Raw genomic sequence first — 23463 nt, forward strand, 5'->3', positions numbered from 1 at the left:
AAGCTCTCCGCGCCTGCGTTCCCTTCTTTAGTTTCAGTTAATCGATCTCCTTCATCATCGCTGGATATGCTCCCTTTCACCTCTGCATGCCGGTGGTCCGGGGGGCCGACTATTGCCCGGAGGAATCAGGTTGTTTGTATATCGGCGAGTACTGGCGATTGTCTTTCTGTGTTTGCTCGCAATCGGCAGTGCGTGGGCGAGTACTGGACTGTTTTCCTGGAAGGAGGAAGCCGAATTCCTGGATCCGGTCGATGTATTCAAACTGGCGCAAGTGCAGCGGCAGGGAAGGGAGCTGACGGCGCAAGGGCGCATTGCCGATAGCTACTATGTCTATCGTCACTCGTTGAAGCTGGTTTCCGGGCAGGGCGAGGAGGTCCGCCTGGATCTCCCTCCAGGCACGCCCAAGAATGATGAGTTCTTTGGCAATACGGAAATCTATCTCGGAGATGCGCTGCGCCTGCGTTTTCCTGCCTCCGTGACAGGTCCGCTGACGCTGCATTGGCAAGGGTGTGCGGAAGGGGGGATCTGTTATCCACCGCAGACCATGGCCGTGAATTTGCCCGTGACGGCGGCTGAAGCCTCTGCAGCCGCCGATGCTCCCGCTGTCCCACCTCCGGCAAGCGCCCTTCCACGGGAGGCGGGCGCAAGCGGCGGCGCCAACGTTGCCGAGGACCAGGCTGCCGCCCAACGTCTTGCGACGCTGGGGCCGATCGCAGGCACCTTGCTGTTCTTCGGCTTCGGCCTGCTGCTGGCTTTCACGCCTTGCACCTTGCCGATGATTCCCATCATCTCCAGCATGGTCGTCGGCAACCAGGCCAAGCCGCGGCGCGCCTTCATCACGTCCCTGTTCTATGTGTTGGCCATGGCCGGCACCTACGCTGCCGTGGGTGTCGCGGCTGGCTTGGCAGGCGCCAATCTCCAGGCGACCCTGCAATCGCCCTGGCTGCTGGGAGCGTTTGCGGCCTTGTTCCTGATTCTCGCCAGTTCCTTGTTCGGACTGTTCGAGTTGCGCTTGCCGTCCGTATTGTTGAACCGGCTCGGATCCGCCAACCAGGGACGTTCTGGCGGCAATGTGGTCGGCGCTGCGGCGCTGGGTTTCTTGTCGGCATTGCTGGTCGGCCCCTGCATGACCGCGCCCTTGGCGGGGGCTCTGCTCTATATCAGTCAGACGGGCAGCGCGCTGTATGGCGGCCTGGCGCTGTTTTCCCTGGGCCTGGGCATGGGTCTGCCGCTGCTGGCGATCGCTGTCTGCGGCGCCCGCATACTGCCCAAGCCCGGCGCCTGGATGAATAGCGTACGTGTCGCCTTCGGCTACGTCATGGTCGGAATGGCGGTGATGATGCTCGACCGGTTCCTGCCAGCTACCGTAAGCCTGATGCTGTCGGGAGCTTGGATATTGTCTATCGCCATCGGCCTGCTGGCCTGGGCGCAAGCGCTGGCGCAAAGGCTGCGTCTGATGTGGGCCTTGCGCACACTGGGAGCCATTGCCGGCCTATGGTCCATCTTCATGCTTGTGGGCGCCGCGTCGGGAGGCGAGTCGGCGTCGCAGCCGTTGGCGCATCTGCGCGCCGCGTCTTCGGCGGCCGCGTCAGCGACCGCCAAACCGGCCTACGTCCAGGCCAAGTCTGTCGACGACGTCGATAAGCGCCTGGCGCAAGCGGCTGCGCAGGGCCAATGGACCTTGATCGATTTCTACGCCGACTGGTGCATCAGTTGCCACGTGATCGAGCGCAATGTGTTTGGCGACCCGGCTGTGGCGCAGCGGCTGGCGCGCATGCAGGTACTGCGGCCCGACGTGACGCGCAACGACGCCACCGATCAGGCCCTGCTCAAGCACTGGGGCGTCATGGGACCGCCCACGCTTATCCTGGTGGGGCCTGACGGCACGGAGCGCAGAGACCTGCGTGTGGTGGGTGAGGTCAGCGCAGCTGACTTCCTGGGGCATCTGAACCAGGTGGGCACGCCATGATAGGTATCGGTCCGTTCTCCATTCAAAGCATTGGTGTCGTTGCGGCGATACTGCTTTCCTGGCTGGTGACCCGCGCGCTGGCCAAACGCTTGCCGGACGCCTCTCATCGGCTTGCCGGCGCCGTGCTGCTCGACGCGGTTTTTTGGGGCATCGTGGCAGCCCGCCTGGGATACATCGCCTTCTGGTGGGAAGACTATTTCGCGGCGCCCATGTCGATGATTGCAATCGGCGATGGTGGATATTACTGGTGGGTTGGGGCGCCGGCGACGATTGCGTTCATCTGGTGGCGAACCCGGTCCATGTCTGTGCCGCGCCGCCCCATCTACGCCGGGGTATTGGCCGGGGTAGTCGCCTGGTTCGCAGGCGGCGCCGTGTTTTCACTGCTCTACGAGTCGCCGCGCCTGCCTGATGTGCAGTTGGTGACGCTGGATGGCCAACCCATCGCGTTGAGGTCGTACGAGGGCAAGCCGATGGTCGTCAACCTTTGGGCAAGTTGGTGTCCGCCTTGCCGCCGTGAGATGCCCGTGCTGGAAAAGGCGCAGTCTGAGTTCCCCGGTGTCGGCATCGTTCTGATCAATCAGGGGGAGAGCGCGCAACTGGCGCGGGCCTTTCTCGACAGCGAAGGCCTGGCATTGAACGACGTTCTGCTCGACCCGGCATCCGCGTCCATGCAGGCAATGAACTCGCGCGGCTTGCCCACGACCCTGTTCTTTGACGCGGAGGGACGTCTGGTGGATTCGCATCTAGGCGAGATCACCATGGCCAGTCTCAAGGACAAGATGTCACGCCGTTTCGATCTTCCCTCGAACGACGCTCAAGATTTACCCAAATAAGGAATGACCATGTTTGCATTGCGTATGCGCTTTTCGTCGATCGCAGCCATCCCGCTCATGCTGGCGGCCGGCTATAGCCAGGCGCAGAACGGGGACCGGCCGCCAGCCATCCAGGCATTGGAAGCGCAAGGCCTCACCGTCATCGCAGAATTCGAGGTGGAAGGCGGCTTGCGTGCGTTCGCGGGCACGGCAGAAGAACGTCCCGTTGCGATCTATGTCACCCGCGATGGCAACGCCATCGTGGGTACGCGCCTGGACGCCAATGGCAAGCCCATCGACAGGACGAAGCTTCGCGAGCTGGTTGAAAAGCCCATGGGCGAGAAGACTTGGGCCCGACTGGAGTCCGCTACCTGGGTGCAGGATGGAAAATCCAACGCGCCCCGCATTATCTATACCTTCTCCGATGCGAATTGTCCCTATTGCCACCAGTTCTGGGAAGCCGCTCGTCCCTGGGTGCAGGCAGGCAAAGTCCAACTTCGCCATCTGCTCGTAGGCGTGATCCGTGCAGACAGCCCAGCCAAGGCGGCGGCGATTCTTGGCGCGTCCGATCCATCGGCCGCGTTGACTGAGAATGAACACAAGTTTGACCAGGGCGGCATCAAACCCGCCGCCAGCGTCCCCGACGCGGTTCTCCGGATACTCGAAGACAACCACATGCTGATGATATCGACCGGGTTTCGCGGCACGCCTGGCATCGTGGTCCGGGAGAACGATGGCTCGATAAGGAAGTTCAACGGCATGCCCCAGGGCACGCAATTGGCCGAAGCATTGGGGCCGCGCTGAAGTTAAGTCGCCATAGAGCGTAAGGCGCTCCACGGTGATCAGCGGTCGCGGCTTACTTCCGCCGCGCTTCGCTGGGGCGCATGCCGAACTTAGCCTTGAACGCATTGCTGAAATGCGAGGAGCTGCTAAAGCCCAGCGAGTACGCAATGTCCGTGATCGAGCGGTGAAATTCCTGCTGAGAACAGATCAGGTCATGGCACTTCTGAAGCCGTCGGCTCCAGATCCAATCCGCGGGGGAGGCTCCCACTTCGCGGAACAAATGATGCAGCAACCGAACCGAGATGTGGTGATGCTTGGCGATTGCTTCCAGCGACAGCCCGGGGTCCGACAAATGCTGTTCGATCCAGGATTGAATCAAGCTCAACCGGGCTAGCCGGTGCGGATCGCCATCGGTGTCCGGAACCGGGTCTCGATCCAGCACGAGGGCAACGATGTTCAGCAATTCCGCGCCGAGCTGCGGCTTGTCGGTCGCGGCGATGGCCAGGCTTTCCGCGACCAAGTTCGCGCACAACTGTGCAGCGAGCTTGCCAATACCGTTACCGATACTGACATTGCCTGCAATCGGCAGATCCTGGCGCGCCATGCGGCCTTTCAGGCTTTCCCTTGGAATTTCCAGATAGAGCGCGCGTATCTCGGCGAGGCATTGCAGGTCATAGGGTTCGCCAGAATAGAACAATGCCGCGACCGCGGGGTTTGACGGCAGCTCGTGACCGCCTTGGGCGAGCTGTGCGCGGCCTTTCTGGAGGATCTGCAAGTAGTAGCAGTCCTTGTCGAGCTGAGCGAGATGCTGCTTGCGCCGCCGGATCCTGTGTGGAGACAGCTGGATGTCGGTGATGGATACCGGGCCGAAATCTGCCTTGCACAAACTGCCTTGATAACCATTCGTACCCGGCAGTTCGGCATCCAGCGCTATGTAGGCGCTGCATAGCGCTTCCTGCCATAGATCGCGACGCTGCGGAAGCTCGTGTTGCCGAGCATCGAAAACCAACTGCATGTGTCTCTCCTGGGGGAATCTCTTTGCAGCCTGGCGCAAGTCACTTGCGCTTTGGTGCAAGACGCCGCGTTTGGGCCGGCGATACGCTTCCTTCTCCTGCATGGATTTTATTCCATATTCATTTGAGCGCGATCAAGACGGACGATCGCGCCTCAACCCAAACACATAGAAATGCGGTTAACAGGAGGAGATTGGCATGGCCATCAGCAGCAGCGGGATCGTCGCTCCCACAGACGGAAATCCGCCAGAAAAAGCAGAGACCAGCGGGATCAAGAAAGTGGTGGCGGCCTCGATGGCCGGCACGGTCGCGGAATGGTATGAGTTCTTCATTTACGGCGTGGCCAGCACACTTGTTTTTGGCCCCTTGTTCTTCCCGAACGTCGAGAGCCCGCTCAGCGCCATCATCGCGGCGTTCGCGACCTACGCCGTCGGCTTCGTCGCCAGGCCGCTGGGGGGCATCGTCTTTGGCCATTTCGGTGACAGACTGGGAAGAAAGAAGCTGCTGCAGTTCAGCCTGCTGCTGGTTGGATCTTCCACTTTTCTGATGGGATGCCTGCCCGGGTTCCAGGCCATCGGCTTCGCGGCGCCAGCGCTGCTGGTATTGCTGCGATTCATCCAGGGCTTTGCCGTCGGCGGCGAATGGGGCGGGGCGGTGCTGTTGATTTCCGAGCATTCGCCTCCTGACCGGCGTGGCTATTGGGCAAGCTATCCGCAATCGGCGGCATGCATAGGCAACGTGCTGGCGTCGATCGTGCTGTTCAGCCTGTCGTCCCTGTTGTCCAAGGAGGCATTTCTCGACTGGGGCTGGCGCGTGGCGTTCTGGCTCTCTGGAATCATCGTGTTTGTCGGCTATTACATCCGCCGGTCCGTGGAAGACGCGCCGATTTTTGTGGAGACCTATCTCCGGCAAAAGGCGGCCAAAAAGAAAGCCGCCTCGCTCAAGGACGCATTGATCGCCTATCCCGGAAAGTCCATCTTCAGCATCCTTCTGCGCGTAGGCGAGAACACGGTCTACTACATCATCGTCGTGTTCTCGATCACCTATCTCACCGTGCATGCCAAGCTGCCCGCGCAAACAGTGATGTTCATCATGTTCGTCGCGAACATCATGCAATTCTTCTCGATGTTGTTCGGCGGCTATCTGTCTGACCGCATCGGACGCAAGGCGTGTATCGGGCTCGGCTATGCAGGACTGCTGGTCTGGGCGTTCTTGTACTTTCCCGGACTGGATTCCGGCTCCAACATCCAGATACTCGGCGTCATTTGCCTGGGACTTTTTTTCCAGGCGTTGTGCTACGGCCCCCAGGCGGCCTATTTCTCGGAAATTTTCCCGACCTCGATGCGATATGCGGGCGCGTCCTTTTGCTACCAGATAGCGACGATAGTCGCGGGCTCCATCGCACCGCTGGTCGCAACGGTATTGCTGCGCGACTTCGGCAGCACCGATCCCATCGTTGTCTACCTGGCAGGAACCGTCGTGGTGTCTCTGTTGGCGCTCGGCTTGCTGTCGGAAACCAGGAACATTTCCCTGCACGAGGTGGATCGCGCCCACCAGGAGCGCCACGGCGCCTGATTCAATTGGAGTAGAAGCATCATGAGCGAACGCATTCCGCATTTTCGTACCCTGATACTCGGCGCCGGCTTCGGCGGCCTGGGCATGGGAGCCCAACTGGTCCGCAATGGCGACGAGGACTTTGTCATTCTTGAGCGCTCCAGTGATATTGGCGGGGTCTGGCTGGATAACAACTATCCGGGCGCCGCCTGCGACACCGAGGCGCATCTCTATTGCTATTCGTTTTTCCCGCACCTGCGGGTCAGCCGCATGTACGCTGGCCGCGAAGAACTGCTGGGCTATATGAACCGGCTGAAAGACGCCTTTGGCCTGCGCGCCCATTTGCGTCTGAATCGTGAGGTTACCGAGGCGCGCTGGGATACGGAGAACAGCCTGTGGCGCTTCGAGATGGCTGACGGCGAGCGCTGCACGGCGACGTTCTTCGTGCCGGCCTGGGGTCAGCTGAACCAGCCTGCCATTCCCGCCTTCGAAGGCTTGGACGCATACCGGGGCAAGTTCTTCCACTCGGCGCGTTGGGACGAGGGCGCAGCCTTGCGGGGCAAGCGCGTGGCGTCCATCGGGAACGCCGCATCGGCCGTGCAGTACGTACCCGAGATTGCCCCCGAAGTAGCGCATCTGACTGTCTTCCAGCGCTCGGCAAACTGGATCATGCCGCGCAATCAGCAGGTCTTTACAGAAGAACAGCTGGACGCCTACGAGGCCGACCCCGGCACATTCGAGGCCTCGCGCAAGCAACTGCACGACTTTCGCGAAAGGGGGTTCCGGCGCACGCAAATCGGAACCAACGACCAACAAGAGGGCGTCAGCATCGCCAGGCAGCACCTGGCCGCCCAGGTCGCCGATCCCCAACTGCGCGCCAAACTGACTCCGGACTATGAACTAGGCTGCAAACGCATCCTGCGTTCCGACGATTTCTATCCGGCGCTCGCCCGGCCCAACGTAACGCTCGAAACGCGCCCGATCAAGGGCTTCTACGCGCAGGGGATAGTGACTGCCGACGGCGAGGAATTGCCTTTCGACACCGTGATTTTCGGTACGGGCTTCGCCAGCCAGGCCTTTCACGGTGACCTCGCGATACATGGCGCGGCTGGCGCGAGCCTGTCGCATTCCTGGGAGGAGGGGGCTGCAGCCTATCTCGGCATGGCCGTTCCGGACTTCCCGAACATGTTTCTGGTTTATGGACCCAACACCAATCTGAACCACAACTCCATCATCACCATGCTGGAAATCCAGCAGAGCTACATTATCGAAGCATTACGGGCTGCCGAACTCAAGGGCGCGGCTCTTGCGGTAAAACTCCCTGTATTTCGCGACTTCAATCGCAAGCTGCAGGCGGACATGGCCACGTCGGCGTTTTCATCCGATTGCTCCAGCTGGTACAAGAACAAGGCAGGAAAAGTCATCAACAATTGGTCCGGGACGGTGGATCAATACCGGGCCGCCGTACGCTGGAAGGCGGACGACTATCTGTGGATGCGCGAGGGAGCATTGAGATGAGCGAGCCCCTCGCGGAACGCGCCGAAAATATCCCCTTATCCTCCATTGCCCCGGATGCACGCGATCTGATCCGGGCCTACCGGGAGAACGGGGAGGTATCTTTCCAGGATGTCCCCTTGGCTACCGCGCGCGAGAACTACGCGCGCGGCTGTGAGGCCAACGGCTTGCCGCGTACCGAATGCGCCGTGGTCCGCGATCATGAAATCCCCGTCCCTGGGGGGACGATACGCGTGCGTGAATATCGCGGCAGCACGGCCGAAATCCTGCCGCCGGTACTCTTCATGCATGGCGGAGGCTGGGTGATCGGCGGCCTGGATACGCACGATGCCGTCTGCCGGCTGCTGGCCAGCGAAAGCGAAACGGCGGTGTACGCCGTCGACTACCGCTTGGCGCCAGAGCATCCGTTCCCCGTACCGCTCGAAGATTGCGCAGCGGCGTTGCGCTGGCTCTCCGACAATGCCGACACGCTCGGTGTAGACCCGCTGCGCCTGAGCGTTGCGGGTGATAGCGCGGGCGGAAATCTGGCCGCGGTTCTGGCGAACTCGGACGCGCTGGTGCCGCGGGGCTGCTGCTTGCGAGCGCGGGTGCTGTTCTATCCGGTGACCGATCTGCGCGGCGATACGGCGTCATACCGCCGCATTGCGTCCGGCTTCCCGCTGACCGCTGGCTCGATGCGCTGGTTCCGCAACCACTACGTCCGCCCCGGCACGGCCTGGGACGATCCGCGCCTTTCCCCGCTATTGGCGCCACGATTGTCCCCAGCGCCGATGTTCCTGCTCAGCTGCGGACTGGATCCGCTGGCCGACGAAGGGGTGGCCTATGCCGCACGAGCCATCGCCGCCGGCGTGCGCGTCGAGCATCACCATCTGCCAGCGCACGCGCACGGCATCGTCACATCCGCGGGCCGTATCGGCACCGGGCGCTCCATGACAATCCGGGCGGCCTCGTTCCTGCGCGAAACGCTACAACAACCTTGGTGCATAGTTCCATGAACTCCTTTCACTTCCAGACGGTCCCCACGGTCATTTCCGAATTCGGCGTGGCGCGCCAGCTTGGCGCGATTCTGCGCAAGCAGTATCCGTCTTTGGTCCGGCTGTGCGTTGTCACTGATCGCTTCCTGCACGAGAGCGGTCTCCTGGCCTCGGCTCTGGCTGATCTGGCCAAGCACCACTGGCAGGTTACCGTGATCGATGATGTGATCGCCGATCCTCCTGCGCACATCGTGCTCGAAGCCGCTGAGCGCGCCCGAGAGGCAGATATCCAGGTGGTGCTTGGCCTTGGTGGCGGCTCATCAATGGATGTGGCAAAGCTGTTGGCCGTCCTGTTGCCTGGTCAGCAACCACTGGAAGACATGTATGGCGTGGGCAAGGTGGCTGGCCCGCGCCTGCCGTTGGTGCAGATGCCGACTACCGCCGGCACCGGCTCGGAAGTGACGGCGGTATCCATCGTGACGACCGGAGGCACCGCCAAGATGGGCGTGGTCGCGCCGCAGCTGTACGCAGATCTCGCAGTTCTTGATGCAGAGCTGAGCATAGGACTGCCTGGCGCCGCCACAGCCTATACCGGGATCGACGCGATGGTACATGCCATAGAGGCCTACACTTCAGCCCGCCTGAAGAACCCCGTATCGGACATGCTGGCGATCAAGGCTCTGGAGCTGTTGTCCCGCAACATCCTGAGCGCATGCCGGGACGGTAAAAATCGGGAAGCGCGTGAAGCCATGCTGCTGGGCGCAATGTTTGCCGGCCAGTCCTTCGCCAATTCGCCGGTCGGCGCCGTACATGCGCTGGCATATCCCATCGGCGGCATCTTCCATGTGCCGCACGGACTATCGAATTCGCTGGTGCTTGCGCCCGTGTTGAAATTCAACGCACCGGCCGCCAGCAAGCTCTATGCGCAGATTGCCGAGGTAGTCGTGCCCGGCACTACCGGCAGCGACGAAGCCAAGACAGCGGCGCTTGCCGGCTATTTTGAAAGGCTGGTCGCCGACACGGGCATCCCGCGCAGCTTGCGGGAGGTCGGCGTACAACAGGACGACCTGGCCCGCATGGCCAGCGATGCCATGCTGCAAACCCGTCTGCTGATGAATAACCCGCGCGAAGTTACGCAGGCTGACGCCTTGGCGATCTATGCGGCCGCGTTCGATCCGCCAATTCCCTAGTTGGAAGCGCGCTATCCGTCGACGGCCAGATTTTCAGACGGAGGAATCGGGTTCGTGAGGCGACTCGCAGCTTCCACGGAGACGGGAGCCGCCAATGCTCCCGTCAGCATGTCGATGAGATTCTCGATAGCGCGATGAATGTCGAATGACTGCCCGGATTTGCTGCGCCTGGCGCTGAGGCGCTCATAGTCAGCCAAAGCAAACATCATGAAGCTGATGCTGGCGAGCCAACGCTGTCTCAGGATCGGTCCGGGAATGCTTGGCAGCGCTGCCTCAACCAATTCATAGACCCGTCGAAAGCCCCGGTCCACCTCTGTGGAACTTGCGCCCAAGTCTATGTCGGGATGCAACTGCGCGGCAGCAAGAAAACGGTTGTATGTCTTTTTTTTCTCCGTCAGAAGCTTGGTCGCAAGAGGCCTCACCAGCGCCTCGGCCAATGCCCGCAAATCGGTGTATCTCCCGGACGTGTAGAGCTGATCGACGTAGTCATTGCGCAATACGTTGACCTCTTGCATCCCTGCATCAAGGATTGCCTGAATCAGGGCCTCCTTGGATCCGAAATGATAGGCGAGGGCGGAATTATTTTTCTGCCCCGCTTCTCGTGCGATCTCCCGGAAAGAAACCGCATCGATGCCGCGCTCGGCGAACAGACGTTGAGCTGTAGCGATGAGGGCGGCGGCACTCTCTTTCCCTCTCGACGCTGGCATACGAGACGAATGTTTGGTCGTCGGCGGACTTGCTTTGGCAGGTGTAGGCATGACTGGAGCGCAGTGTCGGATCTGTTGCGATTGTAAGGCGCATTTCATTTTTAAGTCATATGATTGATTTTTATAAGTCACGTGACTTAAACTGGATTCTCTGGGTGGCGCCGCCTTACGACGCAACAGATTGGAGACAGCATGCTGAGCTATGAAGTAACCGAACACGGCAAACCCTTGCAGGTCCGCCTGCGCGAAACGCCGACACCTTCTGGAACCGAGATCCTGGTCCGGATCACGCATTCCGGTGTCTGCCACTCCGACGTACACCTCTGGCACGGCTACTTCGATCTGGGGGAGGGCAAACGTGCCTACCTCAAAGACCGGGGTCTGAATCCGCCGCTGACGCTGGGACACGAGCCGCTGGGCATCGTCGAGGCCGTTGGCCCGGACGCTCGCGGCGTGGCCGTCGGAGACAGGCGAGTGGTTTACCCGTGGATCGGCTGCGGCAAGTGCTGGGCCTGCGATGAAGGCCTGTCCACGCTGTGCGCCACCCCCAGAAATGTGGGCATCGCCACGCCGGGCGCGTTTGCCACGCATCTGCTCGTGCCCGATCCGAAATACCTGGTCGATGTCTCCGGCATAGACCACGCATTCGCCGCGACGCTGGCCTGCTCCGGCGTCACCTGCTACTCGGCCATTGCGAAAGCCATTCCGCAAATGCGCGCCGACGACTGGATCTCCGTCATTGGCTGCGGCGGTCTCGGACTGCTTGCCATTTCCATGTTGAAGGGCATGGGGTTCCGGAACATCGTGGCTTGCGATATCGACGACGCAAAACTGGATGCGGCGAAGGTGCAGGGCGCTGCCCGAACGGTCCGCAGCGACGACCCGCAGGCGCGCGACGCGCTGAACCAAGCCACGGAGGCACGTCTGGCTGCCGCCATAGATTTCGTGGGCATGCCTGCGACCTTCAACCTGCCATATTCCGTCCTGCGCAAAGGCGGAACATACGTACTGGTGGGGCTGCATGGCGGCGAAGTTCCTCTGCCCATGCCTCCCGTGGCTCAGCGGTCCATCGCCATCGTCGGTTCATTCGTCGGGACCTTGAGCGACCTGCATGGCGTATTCGAGCTCGCCAAGGCCGGCAAGCTGCAAGCCCCCCCGATCACTGTCAAAGCCCCTGGCGAAATCAGCAACATTCTCCAAGACCTGGACCAGCACCGCGGCGTCGGCCGGACCGTGCTGGACTTCACCCACACCCAGGCTAGCGCCTGACCCATGCGATTGGCGGATCAAACATGAACCACGACACAACCAACAGCCGGCACAAGGAAGCGCACCCGCGCACGGTCTCCATGCAGGAACGCTTGCGCTCATCGCTGGATTTTTCGGACGCCGATGACTTCGACAATGCCAATCGGGGGTTCATCGGCACGATCGAAGACGCAACGGTCCGCAACGCCAGCGGCAGGGTGGTCTGGAGCCAAAAGGACTATTCCTTTCTCGATGATGCATATGTTCCCTTTACCGTGAATCCGAGCCTGTGGCGCATGTCCCGGCTCAACAAGATTCACGGCTTGTTCAAGGTCTGCGACCGCATATATCAAGTGCGTGGCTTCGACCTCGCCAACATCACTTTCATCGAAGGGGACACCGGCCTCATCGTCATCGACCCGCTGACGTTCGAAGAACCGGCGCGCGCCGCCCTGGAGTTGTACGAGAAGCACCTCGGCCCGCGGAAAGTGGCGGCCGTCATGTACAGCCACAGTCATCGGGACCACTATGGCGGCGTGAAGGGCGTGGTCAGCGAGGCAGATGTGGAAGCAGGGCGGGTGCAGATCATTGCCCCCGAAGGCTTCATGGAAGAGGTCATGTCGGAGTCGCTGCTCGCCGGCATCCCATCGCGCAGACGCGCTGAATTTCAGTTTGGCACCTACCTGGAACCCGGCCCGCGGGCTCACGTGGACAGCGGGTTGGGCAAGGGCATGGGTACCGGAACATCCAGTCTGATCCCGCCTACGCGCCTGATCACGCATACCAACGAGCGCATGGTGATCGACGGAGTCGAGGTGATCTTCCAGATGACCCCGGGCACGGAAGCGCCGGCGGAGATGAATTTCTACTTCCCGCAGATGCGCGCGCTCAACATGGCCGAGAATGCGTGCCACACGATGCACAATCTGTGTCCCCTGCGCGGCGCAAAGGTGCGCGACGCGCTGGCTTGGGCAAGTTACCTGGACGAGAGCGTGGAACTCTACGCCGGCCAGGCAGACGTGTGTCTGGCTCAGCACCATTGGCCTACCTGGGGCAAGGAAAAGGTCATCAGGTATCTCAGCGAACAGCGTGATCTGTACCGATACATCCACGATCAGACGCTTCGATTGATGAGCCATGGGCTGACGCCTCGGGAAATCTCCGAGCAGCTCATGATGCCCAACGACTTGTCCAAGCAATGGCACACCCGGGGGTACTACGGCGCGGTGGTGCACAACGTGCAGGCGATCTATGCCTTTTACATGGGTCCCTACGACGGAAATCCCGTCAACCTGAACCCATTGCCGCCGAGTGCCGCCGCGGCCAAATACATTGAGTACGCCGGCGGCGCGGAGCGCGCCATCGCCCGCGCCCGTGAAGACTTTGAGCGCGGAGAGTTCCGCTGGGTGGCGCAGATCATGAATCATGCGGTGTTTGCCGATCCGGCGAACAGGGCAGCGCGCGAGCTCTGCGCCGACGCCTTCGAGCAACTGGGATATCAAGCAGAATCAGCCACTTGGCGCAACGCATATCTGCTCGGCGCGCGTGAGCTGCGCGAGGGTCTGCGGCCGCGCGAGAAGGATGGCAACCGCATCAGCCCCGGCGTGGTGTCCAAGCTGCCGATGCCACTGTTCTTTGACTTCATCGCCATTCGTGTCGTGGGCGAGGCGGTCGAGGGGCAGACCATCCGTTTTGATTGGCACATGACCGACGAGCAGAGCTGCACCAAAGTGACACTCAGCAATGGCGCGCTGAGCCATCGCCCGGGATCACACGGCGACGCGGCCGACGCGGTGCTTCAGACCACGCGCGCGGGACTATTTCAGGCGCTACAGGCAGAAATCGGGTTTTCAGGAGCCGTCGACAGCGGCGACGTCCGGATCGACGGCAATGCCGGACCTGTTCTTTCTCTCCTGGCCGGACTGGACTCGTTCGATCCGCTTTTCAACGTCGTGGAGCCCTGAAAACGGCCTCATCCCCCATGTGACCTACTAACTGTGAGGAGACACAGATGTCTACAAGACGCGATTTCTTGACGAAGATCGGGGCCAGCGCCGTTGCCGTACGCTTTGCTGGCGTTGGCGCCGCGCTGACTGGCTCGGTTGCTGCGCACGCGCAATCGAATGGACCGATTACCCTGGTTGTAGGCTTTCCCGCCGGCGGAGGACCCGACCTTGTGGCCCGGGCGTTGGCCGAGGCAGGGCAGCGCGAACTCAATCAACCCATAGTGGTTCAAAACAAGACCGGCGCGGGAGGCAGAATTGCCCTGGACTGGCTGGGCAACCAGGCTGCCGACGGATCAGCCTTTGGCCTGACACCGGCTGCCATGCTCGCGTCCTTTCCTCATGTCTACAAGAAGCTTTCCTACGATCCGAACAACTTCGTACCTGTTTGCAAGATATGCGACTACCACGTCTCAGTGGTTACGCGCAGCGATTCGCCGTTCTCGACGCTCAAGGAATTCGTCGCCTGGGCCAAGGAGACCAAGAGAGGCACCTTCGGTGTACCCAGCCGTGGGAGCGGGACTGACTTCGTCGGTAACTTGCTCTCGAAAGCCGAGGATTTGGCATTGGAGCCCATCTTGTACCGGGGTGGTCCCCAACTGACCCAAGCGGTACTGGCTGGCGAAGTGGACGTGGCGATCAACCTGTCGAGCAATTTTGTCGAGCTCGCAAAAGCCGGCAAGGTCAAGGTCCTGGCTGTGAGCACTGCTACCCGTTCCCCATTCTCGCCCGAGGTCCCAACCCTTGCTGAACTGGGCTATGGCGATCTCATTTTCGAGGAATCCATCGGCATTGTCGCGAAAAAGGGAACGCCGGAGAAGACCATTCTCCGAATGCAGGAGGCCGTGCAGAAGGCGATGGGAGAGGCCAGTGTCCTCAACGCCTTGCGGATCCTTGAATACCGGCCAGACTTCAAGCAGGCCAAACAGTACGGTGAGGATCTGGCTGCCGCGTCCGAGCGCTACCAGGCATTCGTTCAGAAAACCAACTTCCAACCACTCGACTGAACGCCAGGAAGGGGAGTATCGAGCCTATGTCCCCGGCGCGATCCTTCGCCTGAGGATGAGTTGCACGCTGAGTCAAGATGGCAGCGGCGCCTCCGGGTAGCCTCCTGGCGGTAATGGCCCTTGGGCCGATCAACCGGAGGAAATACCCTTGAGCACACCCACGACAGCAAGACTCGCGAGCGTCGATTCCTTCCTCGCGCGCCGCCACGGTTCCTTCGTCGACGGCAGGCAACTGTCCGGCGCCAACGGCGAGGTGCTTGACGTGTACGACCCATCCAGCGCGCAGGTGCTTTGCCAAGTGAACGCCGCGGACGCCAGCCAGGTGGAACAGTTAGTCCGCTCCGCCCACGCGGCCTTCAAATCGGGCATCTGGACGGGATTGAAGCCTTCCGAACGCGAGCGGATCCTGCTGCGTTTCGCCGATCTGGTGGAGGCGAACGGTGAAGAACTCGCCCAGCTGGAAACCTTGAACCAAGGAAAATCGATTCATATCTCCCGCGGTATCGAAGTGGGCGCCTCGGTCAACTACATGCGTTACATGGCGGGCTGGGCTACCAAGATCGAAGGCCAGACCCTGGATGTGTCCATTCCGGTGCCGCAGGGAGCCCGCTTCAGTGCCTATACGCGGCGGGAACCCGTCGGCGTCGTGGCTGGAATAGTCCCCTGGAATTTCCCGTTGATGATTGCCTTGTGGAAGGTCATGCCTGCGCTGGCTTGCGGTTGCACCATCGTCATCAAACCGGCGGACGAAACGCCACTGACGGCGCTACGCGTCGCGGAGCTGGCGGTGGAGGCGGGCATTCCTCCAGGTGTGTTCAACGTCCTGATAGGGCGCGGCAGCAAGCTCGGTCCGGCGTTGACGAGCCATCCGCTGGTCAGCAAAATTTCCTTTACGGGATCAACCGCGGTGGGCAAGCAGGTCGGCATGGCTGCCGTGCAAAACATGGCCCGCTTCACTCTGGAGCTTGGCGGGAAGAATCCGATGCTGGTACTGGAGGATGCCGACCTGGAAAAGGCGGTTGCCGGCGCCATTGGCGGTGGCCTGGTCAACCAAGGCCAGGTCTGCGCCGCGGCCTCGCGGTTCTACGTGCATGCGAGCCGCTACGGCGATTTCCTGGATGCCCTGAGCAGCCAGGTCTCCCGCATGAGCATCGGACCTGGCATGGACCCGACGGCGCAGATCAATCCGCTGGCATCGCGCAAACAACAAGGCAACGTGCTGCGTTACCTGGAGATCGCGCGCGCCGAAGGTGCGCAATTCTGCACGGGAGGCATGGCGCCGCAGCTGCCAGGCTACTACGTCCAACCCACCGTGTTGGCCGGGCTGGAACAGAAGATGACGGTGGTGCAGGAGGAAATCTTTGGACCCGTACTGTCCGTCCTGGCCTTCGACGACCTGGACGACGCGGTATCCATGGTCAACGACAACCGCTTTGGTCTCACCGCCAGCGTCTGGACCAACGACCTGTCCCGCGCGCTGGCTCTGATCCCGCGGATAGAGGCCGGTACGGTGTGGGTCAACAACCACGTTCCGGTCGATCCCAATCTGCCCTTCGGCGGCTACAAGGAGTCCGGCATGGGGCGTGAGTTCGGACGCAGCGCCATCGAAGGCTTTACCGAGCTGAAGTCGGTGTGCCTGACCTACTGACCGCGCGAGTCGCGGGCGCCGGGGAGGGCGCCCGCGCCCGGAAGGCGCGAGGCGATAAAGCGAAATGCCGCTTGAAGGCCCGGCTGAAGTGCGCCGAATCGGAAAAGCCCCACTTGAAAGCGATATGGGTGATCGACTGGTGCTCCAGGCGTTCCGACAGCAAGTCCCGGGCGACCTGCGCCAGCCGCCGCGCCTGGATGCAGCGGCTGACGGTCTCGCCTTGCGCTTCGAACACCTGATACAGGCGCCTGCGCGACAGGCGCAATTGCTTGGCCAGAAGCCCGGGAGTCAGCCCCTCTTCCTGCAACTGTCCGTCGATCAGCTGCAATGCTTGCCGAAAGAGCAGGGCGGCTGTCTGGGGGATTCCGTCAGGCTGCCCCGCGGGCGGGCGCATCATGAGTCAAATGCAGGCGTCGCGGAAGACCACCGCGCCATCCACCAGCGTCAAGACGCTCCGGGTGGCAGGCAGCTGCTGCGGGTCGATCGAGAAGATATCCTGCGACAGCACCGCGATGTCGGCGGCGAAGCCGGGCGCGAGCCTTCCCTTGGTCTGTCCCTTGCCCTCCGCGACCGCGCTGCCGTGGGTATAGGCGCGTACCGCATCGCCGAGCGACATGGCTTCGTGCGCGCGCGCGGGATGCTGGATCGCGGCCAGCAGATTGATGAACGGATTGAGCGGTCCGTCCGAGCCGATGCCGACCGTGATGCCGGCGTCCAACAGACTCTGGAACGCGCCATCGAAGATACTGAAGACAGAACCGTCGTCGTAGAACCAGAAATGCGTCGGGTTTTGCACAACCATGGCGCCCGACGCCTTGACCCGGGGAATCTGGGTCCCGGTCAAGCCGTCCCCGTGCTCGATGCGCAGATTGCGCAGCGCCCAGTCCACTTCGAGATTGGAAGTTTCCAATGCATCCAGCACGCTATCCAGCGTCCTGGCGCCGATGGCATGCAGCAGCAATTGCTCATCGGCGCCCAGGCTTTCCTGCAGCATGCGGGGGATTTCCGACGGCAGGAAATTCTCGCTGCCCTGGTTCTGCGAGTCCGGCGCATAGGGCCGACCGATAGCCGCGGCGCCCTCGACTGGAGTTCCGTCGAGGATCCACTTGGTGCCGTGGAACTCCAGCCTGGCGCCCAGATGGCGGGGAAGGCCGCGCCCCTCGCTCAGCACCCGTCCCTCGGGGCCGGTGGGAGGGAAGCGGATCAGGCGCAATTTGATCGGAAGGTCGGCGCTCTTGGCCATCTCCAGGTAGCGCTCAGGCGGAGTCCACGACATGTTCTGGACGCTGGTGATTCCCCAGCGCACGCAGTCGTCGGCGAGGGCGCGCAGGCTCGCGACGCCTTCGTCGACGGTCGCCATTGACGCGAAGCAACGCTGCGGCGACCATTGCGCGTACTCGTTGATCCGCCCCGACAAGCGCCGGGAGCCAGCAACCCGCTCGAAGTGGCCGCCCAGCGGGTCGGGCTCGTCGTCACGGATGCCCAGCCGCTGCATTGCCGCGCTGTTCACCACGTTGGTGTGGTTGGTCATGCCCAGGAAGATGATGGGATGCCCGGGGGCAATCTGGTCGAGCACCAGGCGATCAAGGCGCTTGTCGTTGATCAGGCGCTCGCCCATGGTCGCGTAGATCCAGGTGCCTGCGGGAGCGCTGGCGACGGCTTCCTCGATCAAGGGGCGAATGTCCTCCAAGGCCGGGTTGGCCATGGGATCGACCGGCAGGCGGATGCCGTACGGGTCCGGCGTGTGATGCATGTGCGCATCGTTGAAGCCGGGGATGACCCTGCGCCCGCCCGCATCGATGATCGTGGCCTCGGCGCTTGCCAGGCCGGCGATCGCGGCGCTGGTGCCGATGGCCTGGACCAGGCCATCGCTGATCGCCAGCGCTTCGCACCAGGGCACGTCGGGATCGCCGGTGAAGATACTGCCGTTGATGAGAATCGTGTCGATGCCGCCATCGTTCCCGGTCCGCCCCTTGTGCAATTCCTCCGCGCCTGCCGGCGCAGCGGAAGGATGTACGGATGCGGCCAAAAGCGCACTATGCAGGACGTTGGAAGTTGCTCCGGCCGTGCGCGCGAAAATCTGCCGCTGATAGGATTCCGCGCCGCAAGTCCAGTGAAAAGGTTGAACCAGCCGTACCGGAACTCTCCAGTCCAGGCCATCATCGCCTTGCTTCGCGAATTCCTCCACCAGCGTCAAGAAGCGGGACCTGCCCAATCGGCAACCGCAACCTTCAGGGTGGCCAGCTTCAGCGTTCAAGATGAAACTTGGCGACTTGTGTTTCTTCGAATAGGCCTCTGTTAGCATGGGCGAGTCTCCTGGCTGTCTCAGCTTGGAAACTCTACCTGCGCCGACGACCATTCCTCTGACAAAAAACGGTCATATGCTGCCAACCACCACGCCGCGACTGATCATCATCATGGCATTCGACGGCGTCACGCTGTCGGACATTTCCGGCATCAGTGACGCACTCGATATCGCCAGCACTTATCAGGTCTCGCCGCAGCTACCCGGCTACCGGATCGTCGTGGCCTCGATGGCCGGAGGCATGGTCCGCACCTCCTGCGGCATCGTCATCTTCACCGAGGCCATAGGCGGCCATGCCGCCGGCGATATCGACACGCTGGTGGTACCCGGCGGCGGGCCGCCGAACGACCCGCCGGTGCCATTGGATGTCGTCGGGTGGCTGCGCACCGCAGGCCCGAGCGCCCGCCGAGTGTGCGCGGTATGCACGGGAGCGTTCCTGGTGGCGGAAGCCGGGCTGGCCCACCGGCATCGCCTGACCACGCACTGGAAGGCAGCCTCGCTGCTGCAGGACCGCTACCGCGACGTGCAGGTCGAACACGATCCGATATTCGTACGCGACGATGCACTGTGGAGTACCGCAGGCTTCAGCGCCGGGGTCGACATGGCCCTGGCGCTCATCGAGGAAGACCGTGGCTACTCCGCCGCCATCGAAATCGCCCAGCTCCTGGTGGTTTTTCTCAAGCGCCCGGCGAGCCAGGCCCAGCACTCCGCGCCACTTGCCAGCCAGTCCGGAGCGAGCGCCGATTTCGGCGCGCTGCACGCCTGGATGCTGAACAATCTTGCCGCCGACCTGAGCGTCGAGGCGCTCGCGGCGCAGACCAACATGACGCCGCGCACCTTCGCGCGGCGCTATGTCGAGCGCGTGAACCGCACGCCGGCGAAAACCGTCGAGCTGTTCCGGGTCGAGGCAGTCAACCGCCGCCTTGGCGAAGCGCATCTCTCACTTAAACAGATCGCCAGGGAATGCGGCTTCAGCAGCGAACAGCAGCTACGCCGCGCCTTCATCAGGCATTTCGGCTTCCCGCCCAGGGCGCAGCATGCCCAGGAAGAGCGCTGATCGATAGGGAAGATCCGCCGCAGGGCGATCTCCCTTCCTCTCTTTTCCCTGCCTGACGGCCGTACTCATTGGCGAGCTGCGCTGGCCATGCCGTGCGGACCATGGCGAATGGAGCGCAGGAATCCCGTCGGGCTGATGGATTGGCAGCATATGACCGTCTTTTGTCATGGCACGGCTGCGGCTCGCCGGTAGAGTTCCAACGACCTTGAATCGGGAGAGATCAGATGGAAACTAACATGACACTGCACGAGCAGATCCAGGCGGCCGAGCACTCCCTGGCGGCGGCAATTGAACGTTCAGATGTGGCGCGGGTGATCGCGCTGTACACCGAGGACGCCCGGCTGATGCCCAACGGGCAGCCGACCTTGCACGGCAAGGCGGCCATTGGCGGCTTCTTCGAGCAGGTCTTTCGGATGGGCGTCACCGGGGCGAGATTCCAGGTGGTCGAAGTGGAGGGCAGGGGGCAGGAGGCCAACGAGATCGGCAGTTATGAGCTTTATGCAAGAACGCCCGCGGGCGACCCCATAGTGGTCGAGAAGGGCCGCTACCTGGTTATCTGGAAGTCCGTGGACGGGAAGTGGCTGTTGCACCGGGACATGTTCAATGCGGACGCAGGCAGCGACTGATCACTTTCTGAACTGATGAAGCGCGGCTTCATCTCCTGAAACCGGCCGGACGATCTTGTCCGGGACTGGCACGCAGGCATCCTGTTCGAAGCGCATTTTCCTCAAAGAACAATTCCAGCGGAGCAGATCTTCATGAGCTGTTTGGTAGCGTCTTGTCCAAAGAAAAGTGTCCTGGCACATTCATTGTGCGGATTTTCCCTATTTGCCGGCATCGCGCAAGCGGGGGACTTGCCCACGGTCAACCTGGGGTTGACCACCTTCTATGACGGCGCTCCCATTCCCGGCGGACCGGGTTGGTCCGCATCGGTTTATTCATCCCGCTACGAAGGACGCAGGATTACCGACAACCGCGGGGACGCGATCGGCCTGCCTAAATCCACCACCAGCGTCGACGCCACGGCGCTGCAGCTGATCTACCAGGACGGCGCCTCGAAGAACGTCAACTGGGGCCTTAGCTTCATCCTGCCGGTGCTTACCAAAGCCGAGGTGAACGACGGCATGAACAATGCCGTGCTCAAGGCACAGGATGGCTTTGCCGACCTTCGGGCCGGCGCCTTCCTGCAGTTCGAACCGGTGACGGGAAAGAACGGCCCCATATTCGCCCACCGGCTGGAGCTGGACGTCGTGCTGCCCACCGGCAAATACGACCAGGACCGCGCCATCAATCCCGGAGCAAACTTCTGGTCGGTCAACCCGTATTGGGCGGCAACCCTATGGCTCACGCCCAGGGCCACCGTCACGTGGAACGCGCACTACCTCTGGAACGCCAAGAACAATGCGCCGTCACCGGCCCTATACGGAGCGGGTGTCAAGAACGTGCAGGCCGGGCAGGCTGTGCACATCAACTTCAACGCCGCCTATGCGCTCACGGACCAGCTGCACGCCGGCATCAACGGCTATTGGCTGAAGCAATTCACCGACACCAAAGTCAACGGCAACGCCGTTTCCGGTCGACGCGAACAGGTATTCGGCATCGGTCCCGGAGCCATGTACTCGTTCTCGCGCAACAACATCCTGTACGCCAATCTGTACTTCGAGTCAGGCGCGGAGAACAGGGCTGAAGGCAATCGCTTCGTTTTGCGATGGGTGCACAAGCTTTGAGGCCTGCGCAGCCTCGAAACTTGATCGGGAAGTGTGGTTGATCGAACGTCAGGCCTGGGTGGGCCTGATAAAACGATTTATCGTACTTTACATAATATACATTATGCGTATAACGGATCAGGGCAAACCATTGCTTGCATGGGAGCCCTCAAGTATCAATAATGGGAATCATTATTGAAAATCCCGTGATCGTGCTCCGCCGGTCGGAGCCGCATTTTCCCAGTCCCGATGTCCGCATCCTCCCCAATTCGTTCCGTCAAACGTTCCGGCTCCGCCACGACGGTACGCGGATTCGTCGATGAATTGCTCGGCCACTACCGCGACCTGCAGCGGTATCTCAACTACCAATTGCGCAATCCGGACGACGCCGCCGACATCGCTCAGGCAAGCTTCGAACGCGTTTACGCCAATGGCCTGAACAACGCCCGCAAGAACGGCCCGGCCATCGAATCACTGCGCGGCCTGCTGTTCCGCGTCGCCCACAATCTCTGCATTGACGAAGCGCGTCGCCGCAAGGTCTCGCAGAACTGGCTGGCCCTGCATGGGCCGTTGGAAGCCGAAGCAATGGCGCCGTCCGCCGAACAAGTCGTGTCGCAACGGCAGATGGTCGAGCGCGTGGCGGCGGTGCTGGCGTCCCTGCCCGCACGGCGGATGCAGGTCTTCCTGTTGTTCCGCGCCTACGGCCACAGCCGCGCCGAAATCGCGCAACAGTTGGGCATCACGGAGGCCTCGGTCGCCAAGCATCTGGTGCGCGCGACGCTGGACTGTTCCCACGCCCTGCGTAATCTATATTTGGACTCCGATTCCGCCGGCGGTCGGCAGGAGCACGGCCGCGAGCCCGTCGCGGACGGCGGCAACTGACGCCATGCAGCAAGTCCCCGACGAGGCGCTGATCGACCAGGCGCTCACCCTGATCGCCACCGCCGAAATCGCCACCGAGCGCGGCGCGCGCCAGGCAGCCTCCCGGCTGGCCGCGTGGCGCGCCGGTGCGCCGCGGCACGAGGCCGCCTATCTCGAGGCCATGCGGCGCTGGCAGCTGCTTGCCGCCGTAGCGCCTGACATGCGCGCACGGTTCGACCAGGACATCGCCGCCGCCGGGGATCACCGGCTGTCGCGCCGCGCCCTGCTTGGCTGGACGGCCGCAGGCGCCTGTACGGCCATGCTCGGTGCCGGCTGGTACTGGCGGCGCCCGCTATATCAGGCGTCCTATGAAACGGGTTCCAGCCAGCTGTCCCAGGCGCAGGTGCCCGATCAGCCGGACCGCGGCGGCTTGGGAACGCGGATCGACCTTGCCGCCCGCACGCGGCTTGCCGTCAGCCTGTACCGCGACGAACGCGTGGTCGAACTCAGCCACGGCGAGGCGCTGTTCACGGTAGCCCCCGACGCCAGCCGGCCATTCCGGGTCCGCACCCGCGGCGGCGAGGTCGAGGTCGTGGGCACGGTGTTCACCGTGAGCGACCGGGGCGGCGTCGTGTCCCTGGCCGTGGAGGAAGGCCATGTGCGCTTCCGCCCTGCTCCGCGCGACGCCCGTTGGTACACATTGGCGCGCGGCGGCCCTCCCCTGGATCTGTACGCCAATATCGCCGTCAGTTGGCGCAACGGCGAAGTCGACGCCGTCCGGCGCATCGATCCGGACAGCATCGCGGCCTGGCGCAAGGGCTGGCTGTGGTTCGACAACCAGCGCCTGGACGAAGCCCTGCCGGCCATCAACGCCTTTCGCACGCGGCCGCTGACCACGTCCGACCCGAAGGTCAACGCCCTGCGCCTGACGGGGCGCTTTCGCAGCGCCGACGCCGGCAACGCCGCGGCGCTCCTCGAAGCGATTCTGCCGCTGCGCGCGGAATCGCAGGCGAACGGCGATGTCGTATTGCGGCTGCGCTGATTTTTTTTCGATCAGCTGTCTCCGTTTTCGCGCCTCATCCGTCTTCTGTATCGATAGGGCCGCCACCGG

The 23463-nt window shown here is 62.3% G+C and carries 20 protein-coding genes; 16 read left to right on the top strand and 4 right to left on the bottom strand.

The features are described 5' to 3' along the window. Positions 1 to 130 precede the first annotated feature (130 nt). From dsbD to dsbG, 3 genes are read left to right on the top strand one after another with little or no spacing between them, the layout of a single operon-like run. Positions 131 to 1969, top strand: coding sequence for a protein-disulfide reductase DsbD (gene dsbD, locus WBB14_RS04870; protein ID WP_424238806.1), 1839 nt, complete (start codon positions 131 to 133; stop codon positions 1967 to 1969). Then, complete coding sequence (locus WBB14_RS04875) at positions 1966 to 2802, top strand: prolipoprotein diacylglyceryl transferase family protein (RefSeq protein WP_424238807.1); 837 nt, start codon at positions 1966 to 1968, stop codon at positions 2800 to 2802. The genes dsbD and WBB14_RS04875 overlap by 4 nt, the downstream gene beginning before the upstream one ends. Before the next feature lie 9 nt (positions 2803 to 2811). Then, the gene (gene dsbG / locus WBB14_RS04880) at positions 2812 to 3585 is read left to right on the top strand and encodes a thiol:disulfide interchange protein DsbG (protein WP_424238808.1); all 774 of its coding nucleotides are present in this window, start codon (positions 2812 to 2814) and stop codon (positions 3583 to 3585) included. Positions 3586 to 3637: 52 nt separating this feature from the next. Here dsbG and WBB14_RS04885 read toward each other — a convergent pair whose 3' ends face one another. Beyond that, positions 3638 to 4579, bottom strand: a complete 942-nt coding sequence (locus WBB14_RS04885; RefSeq protein ID WP_424238809.1) for a helix-turn-helix domain-containing protein — start codon at positions 4577 to 4579, stop codon at positions 3638 to 3640. 196 nt (positions 4580 to 4775) lie between these two features. Here WBB14_RS04885 and WBB14_RS04890 point away from each other — a divergent pair, with 196 nt between their 5' ends. Genes WBB14_RS04890 through WBB14_RS04905 form a run of 4 tightly spaced genes read left to right on the top strand, consistent with a single transcriptional unit; the run spans position 4776 to position 9810 of the window. Further along, entirely contained in the window at positions 4776 to 6152 is a 1377-nt protein-coding gene (locus WBB14_RS04890) for an MFS transporter (protein WP_424238810.1), read from the top strand. Positions 6153 to 6173: 21 nt separating this feature from the next. Then, positions 6174 to 7649 carry a flavin-containing monooxygenase gene (locus WBB14_RS04895; RefSeq protein WP_424238811.1) on the top strand — a complete coding sequence of 492 codons (1476 nt, stop codon included), beginning with the start codon at positions 6174 to 6176 and terminating at the stop codon, positions 7647 to 7649. Then, entirely contained in the window at positions 7646 to 8641 is a 996-nt protein-coding gene (locus tag WBB14_RS04900) for an alpha/beta hydrolase (RefSeq protein WP_424238812.1), read from the top strand. Before WBB14_RS04895 ends, WBB14_RS04900 begins: the two co-directional genes overlap by 4 nt. Continuing rightward, positions 8638 to 9810 carry an iron-containing alcohol dehydrogenase gene (locus tag WBB14_RS04905; RefSeq protein WP_424238813.1) on the top strand — a complete coding sequence of 391 codons (1173 nt, stop codon included), beginning with the start codon at positions 8638 to 8640 and terminating at the stop codon, positions 9808 to 9810. The genes WBB14_RS04900 and WBB14_RS04905 overlap by 4 nt, the downstream gene beginning before the upstream one ends. An 11-nt stretch (positions 9811 to 9821) precedes the next feature. Here the strand turns inward: WBB14_RS04905 and WBB14_RS04910 are convergent, their stop codons facing one another. Continuing rightward, positions 9822 to 10568, bottom strand: a complete 747-nt coding sequence (locus tag WBB14_RS04910; RefSeq protein ID WP_424238814.1) for a TetR/AcrR family transcriptional regulator — start codon at positions 10566 to 10568, stop codon at positions 9822 to 9824. A gap of 141 nt (positions 10569 to 10709) precedes the next feature. Between WBB14_RS04910 and WBB14_RS04915 the strand changes: the two genes are divergently transcribed. The 4 genes from WBB14_RS04915 to WBB14_RS04930 all read left to right on the top strand — a co-directional run bounded on the left by WBB14_RS04915 (position 10710) and on the right by WBB14_RS04930 (position 16423). Further along, a complete protein-coding gene (locus tag WBB14_RS04915; protein ID WP_424238815.1) occupies positions 10710 to 11786 on the top strand; it encodes an alcohol dehydrogenase in 1077 nt (358 codons plus the stop codon). A gap of 23 nt (positions 11787 to 11809) precedes the next feature. Continuing rightward, positions 11810 to 13729 (top strand): alkyl/aryl-sulfatase, encoded by a 1920-nt coding sequence (locus tag WBB14_RS04920; protein WP_424238816.1) that lies wholly within the window; start codon positions 11810 to 11812, stop codon positions 13727 to 13729. Between the two features lie 47 nt (positions 13730 to 13776). After that, positions 13777 to 14775 (top strand): Bug family tripartite tricarboxylate transporter substrate binding protein, encoded by a 999-nt coding sequence (locus WBB14_RS04925; protein WP_424238817.1) that lies wholly within the window; start codon positions 13777 to 13779, stop codon positions 14773 to 14775. 148 nt (positions 14776 to 14923) lie between these two features. After that, on the top strand, positions 14924 to 16423 hold the full coding sequence (locus WBB14_RS04930) for an aldehyde dehydrogenase family protein (protein ID WP_424238818.1): 1500 nt from the start codon (positions 14924 to 14926) through the stop codon (positions 16421 to 16423). Here WBB14_RS04930 and WBB14_RS04935 read toward each other — a convergent pair. Beyond that, complete coding sequence (locus WBB14_RS04935) at positions 16389 to 16820, bottom strand: helix-turn-helix domain-containing protein (protein WP_424238819.1); 432 nt, start codon at positions 16818 to 16820, stop codon at positions 16389 to 16391. The two genes, WBB14_RS04930 and WBB14_RS04935, sit on opposite strands and share 35 nt — an antisense overlap. 3 nt (positions 16821 to 16823) lie before the next feature. Then, positions 16824 to 18728, bottom strand: coding sequence for an amidohydrolase (locus WBB14_RS04940; protein WP_424238820.1), 1905 nt, complete (start codon positions 18726 to 18728; stop codon positions 16824 to 16826). Between the two features lie 76 nt (positions 18729 to 18804). Between WBB14_RS04940 and WBB14_RS04945 the strand changes: the two genes are divergently transcribed. From WBB14_RS04945 to WBB14_RS04965, 5 genes are all read left to right on the top strand, one after another. Next, positions 18805 to 19785 (top strand): GlxA family transcriptional regulator, encoded by a 981-nt coding sequence (locus tag WBB14_RS04945; protein ID WP_424238821.1) that lies wholly within the window; start codon positions 18805 to 18807, stop codon positions 19783 to 19785. Positions 19786 to 20021: 236 nt separating this feature from the next. Further along, on the top strand, positions 20022 to 20411 hold the full coding sequence (locus WBB14_RS04950; protein WP_424238822.1) for a YybH family protein: 390 nt from the start codon (positions 20022 to 20024) through the stop codon (positions 20409 to 20411). Positions 20412 to 20639: 228 nt separating this feature from the next. Further along, entirely contained in the window at positions 20640 to 21512 is an 873-nt protein-coding gene (locus WBB14_RS04955) for a SphA family protein (RefSeq protein ID WP_424238823.1), read from the top strand. A 228-nt stretch (positions 21513 to 21740) separates the two neighbouring features. Further along, positions 21741 to 22373 carry an RNA polymerase sigma factor gene (locus WBB14_RS04960; protein WP_424238824.1) on the top strand — a complete coding sequence of 211 codons (633 nt, stop codon included), beginning with the start codon at positions 21741 to 21743 and terminating at the stop codon, positions 22371 to 22373. 4 nt (positions 22374 to 22377) lie between these two features. Beyond that, a complete protein-coding gene (locus WBB14_RS04965; RefSeq protein ID WP_424238825.1) occupies positions 22378 to 23394 on the top strand; it encodes a FecR family protein in 1017 nt (338 codons plus the stop codon). Positions 23395 to 23463: the final 69 nt, after the last annotated feature.

The sequence above is a fragment of the Achromobacter sp. genome, assembly GCF_049647645.1.
Classification (GTDB): Bacteria; Pseudomonadota; Gammaproteobacteria; order Burkholderiales; family Burkholderiaceae_B; genus Achromobacter.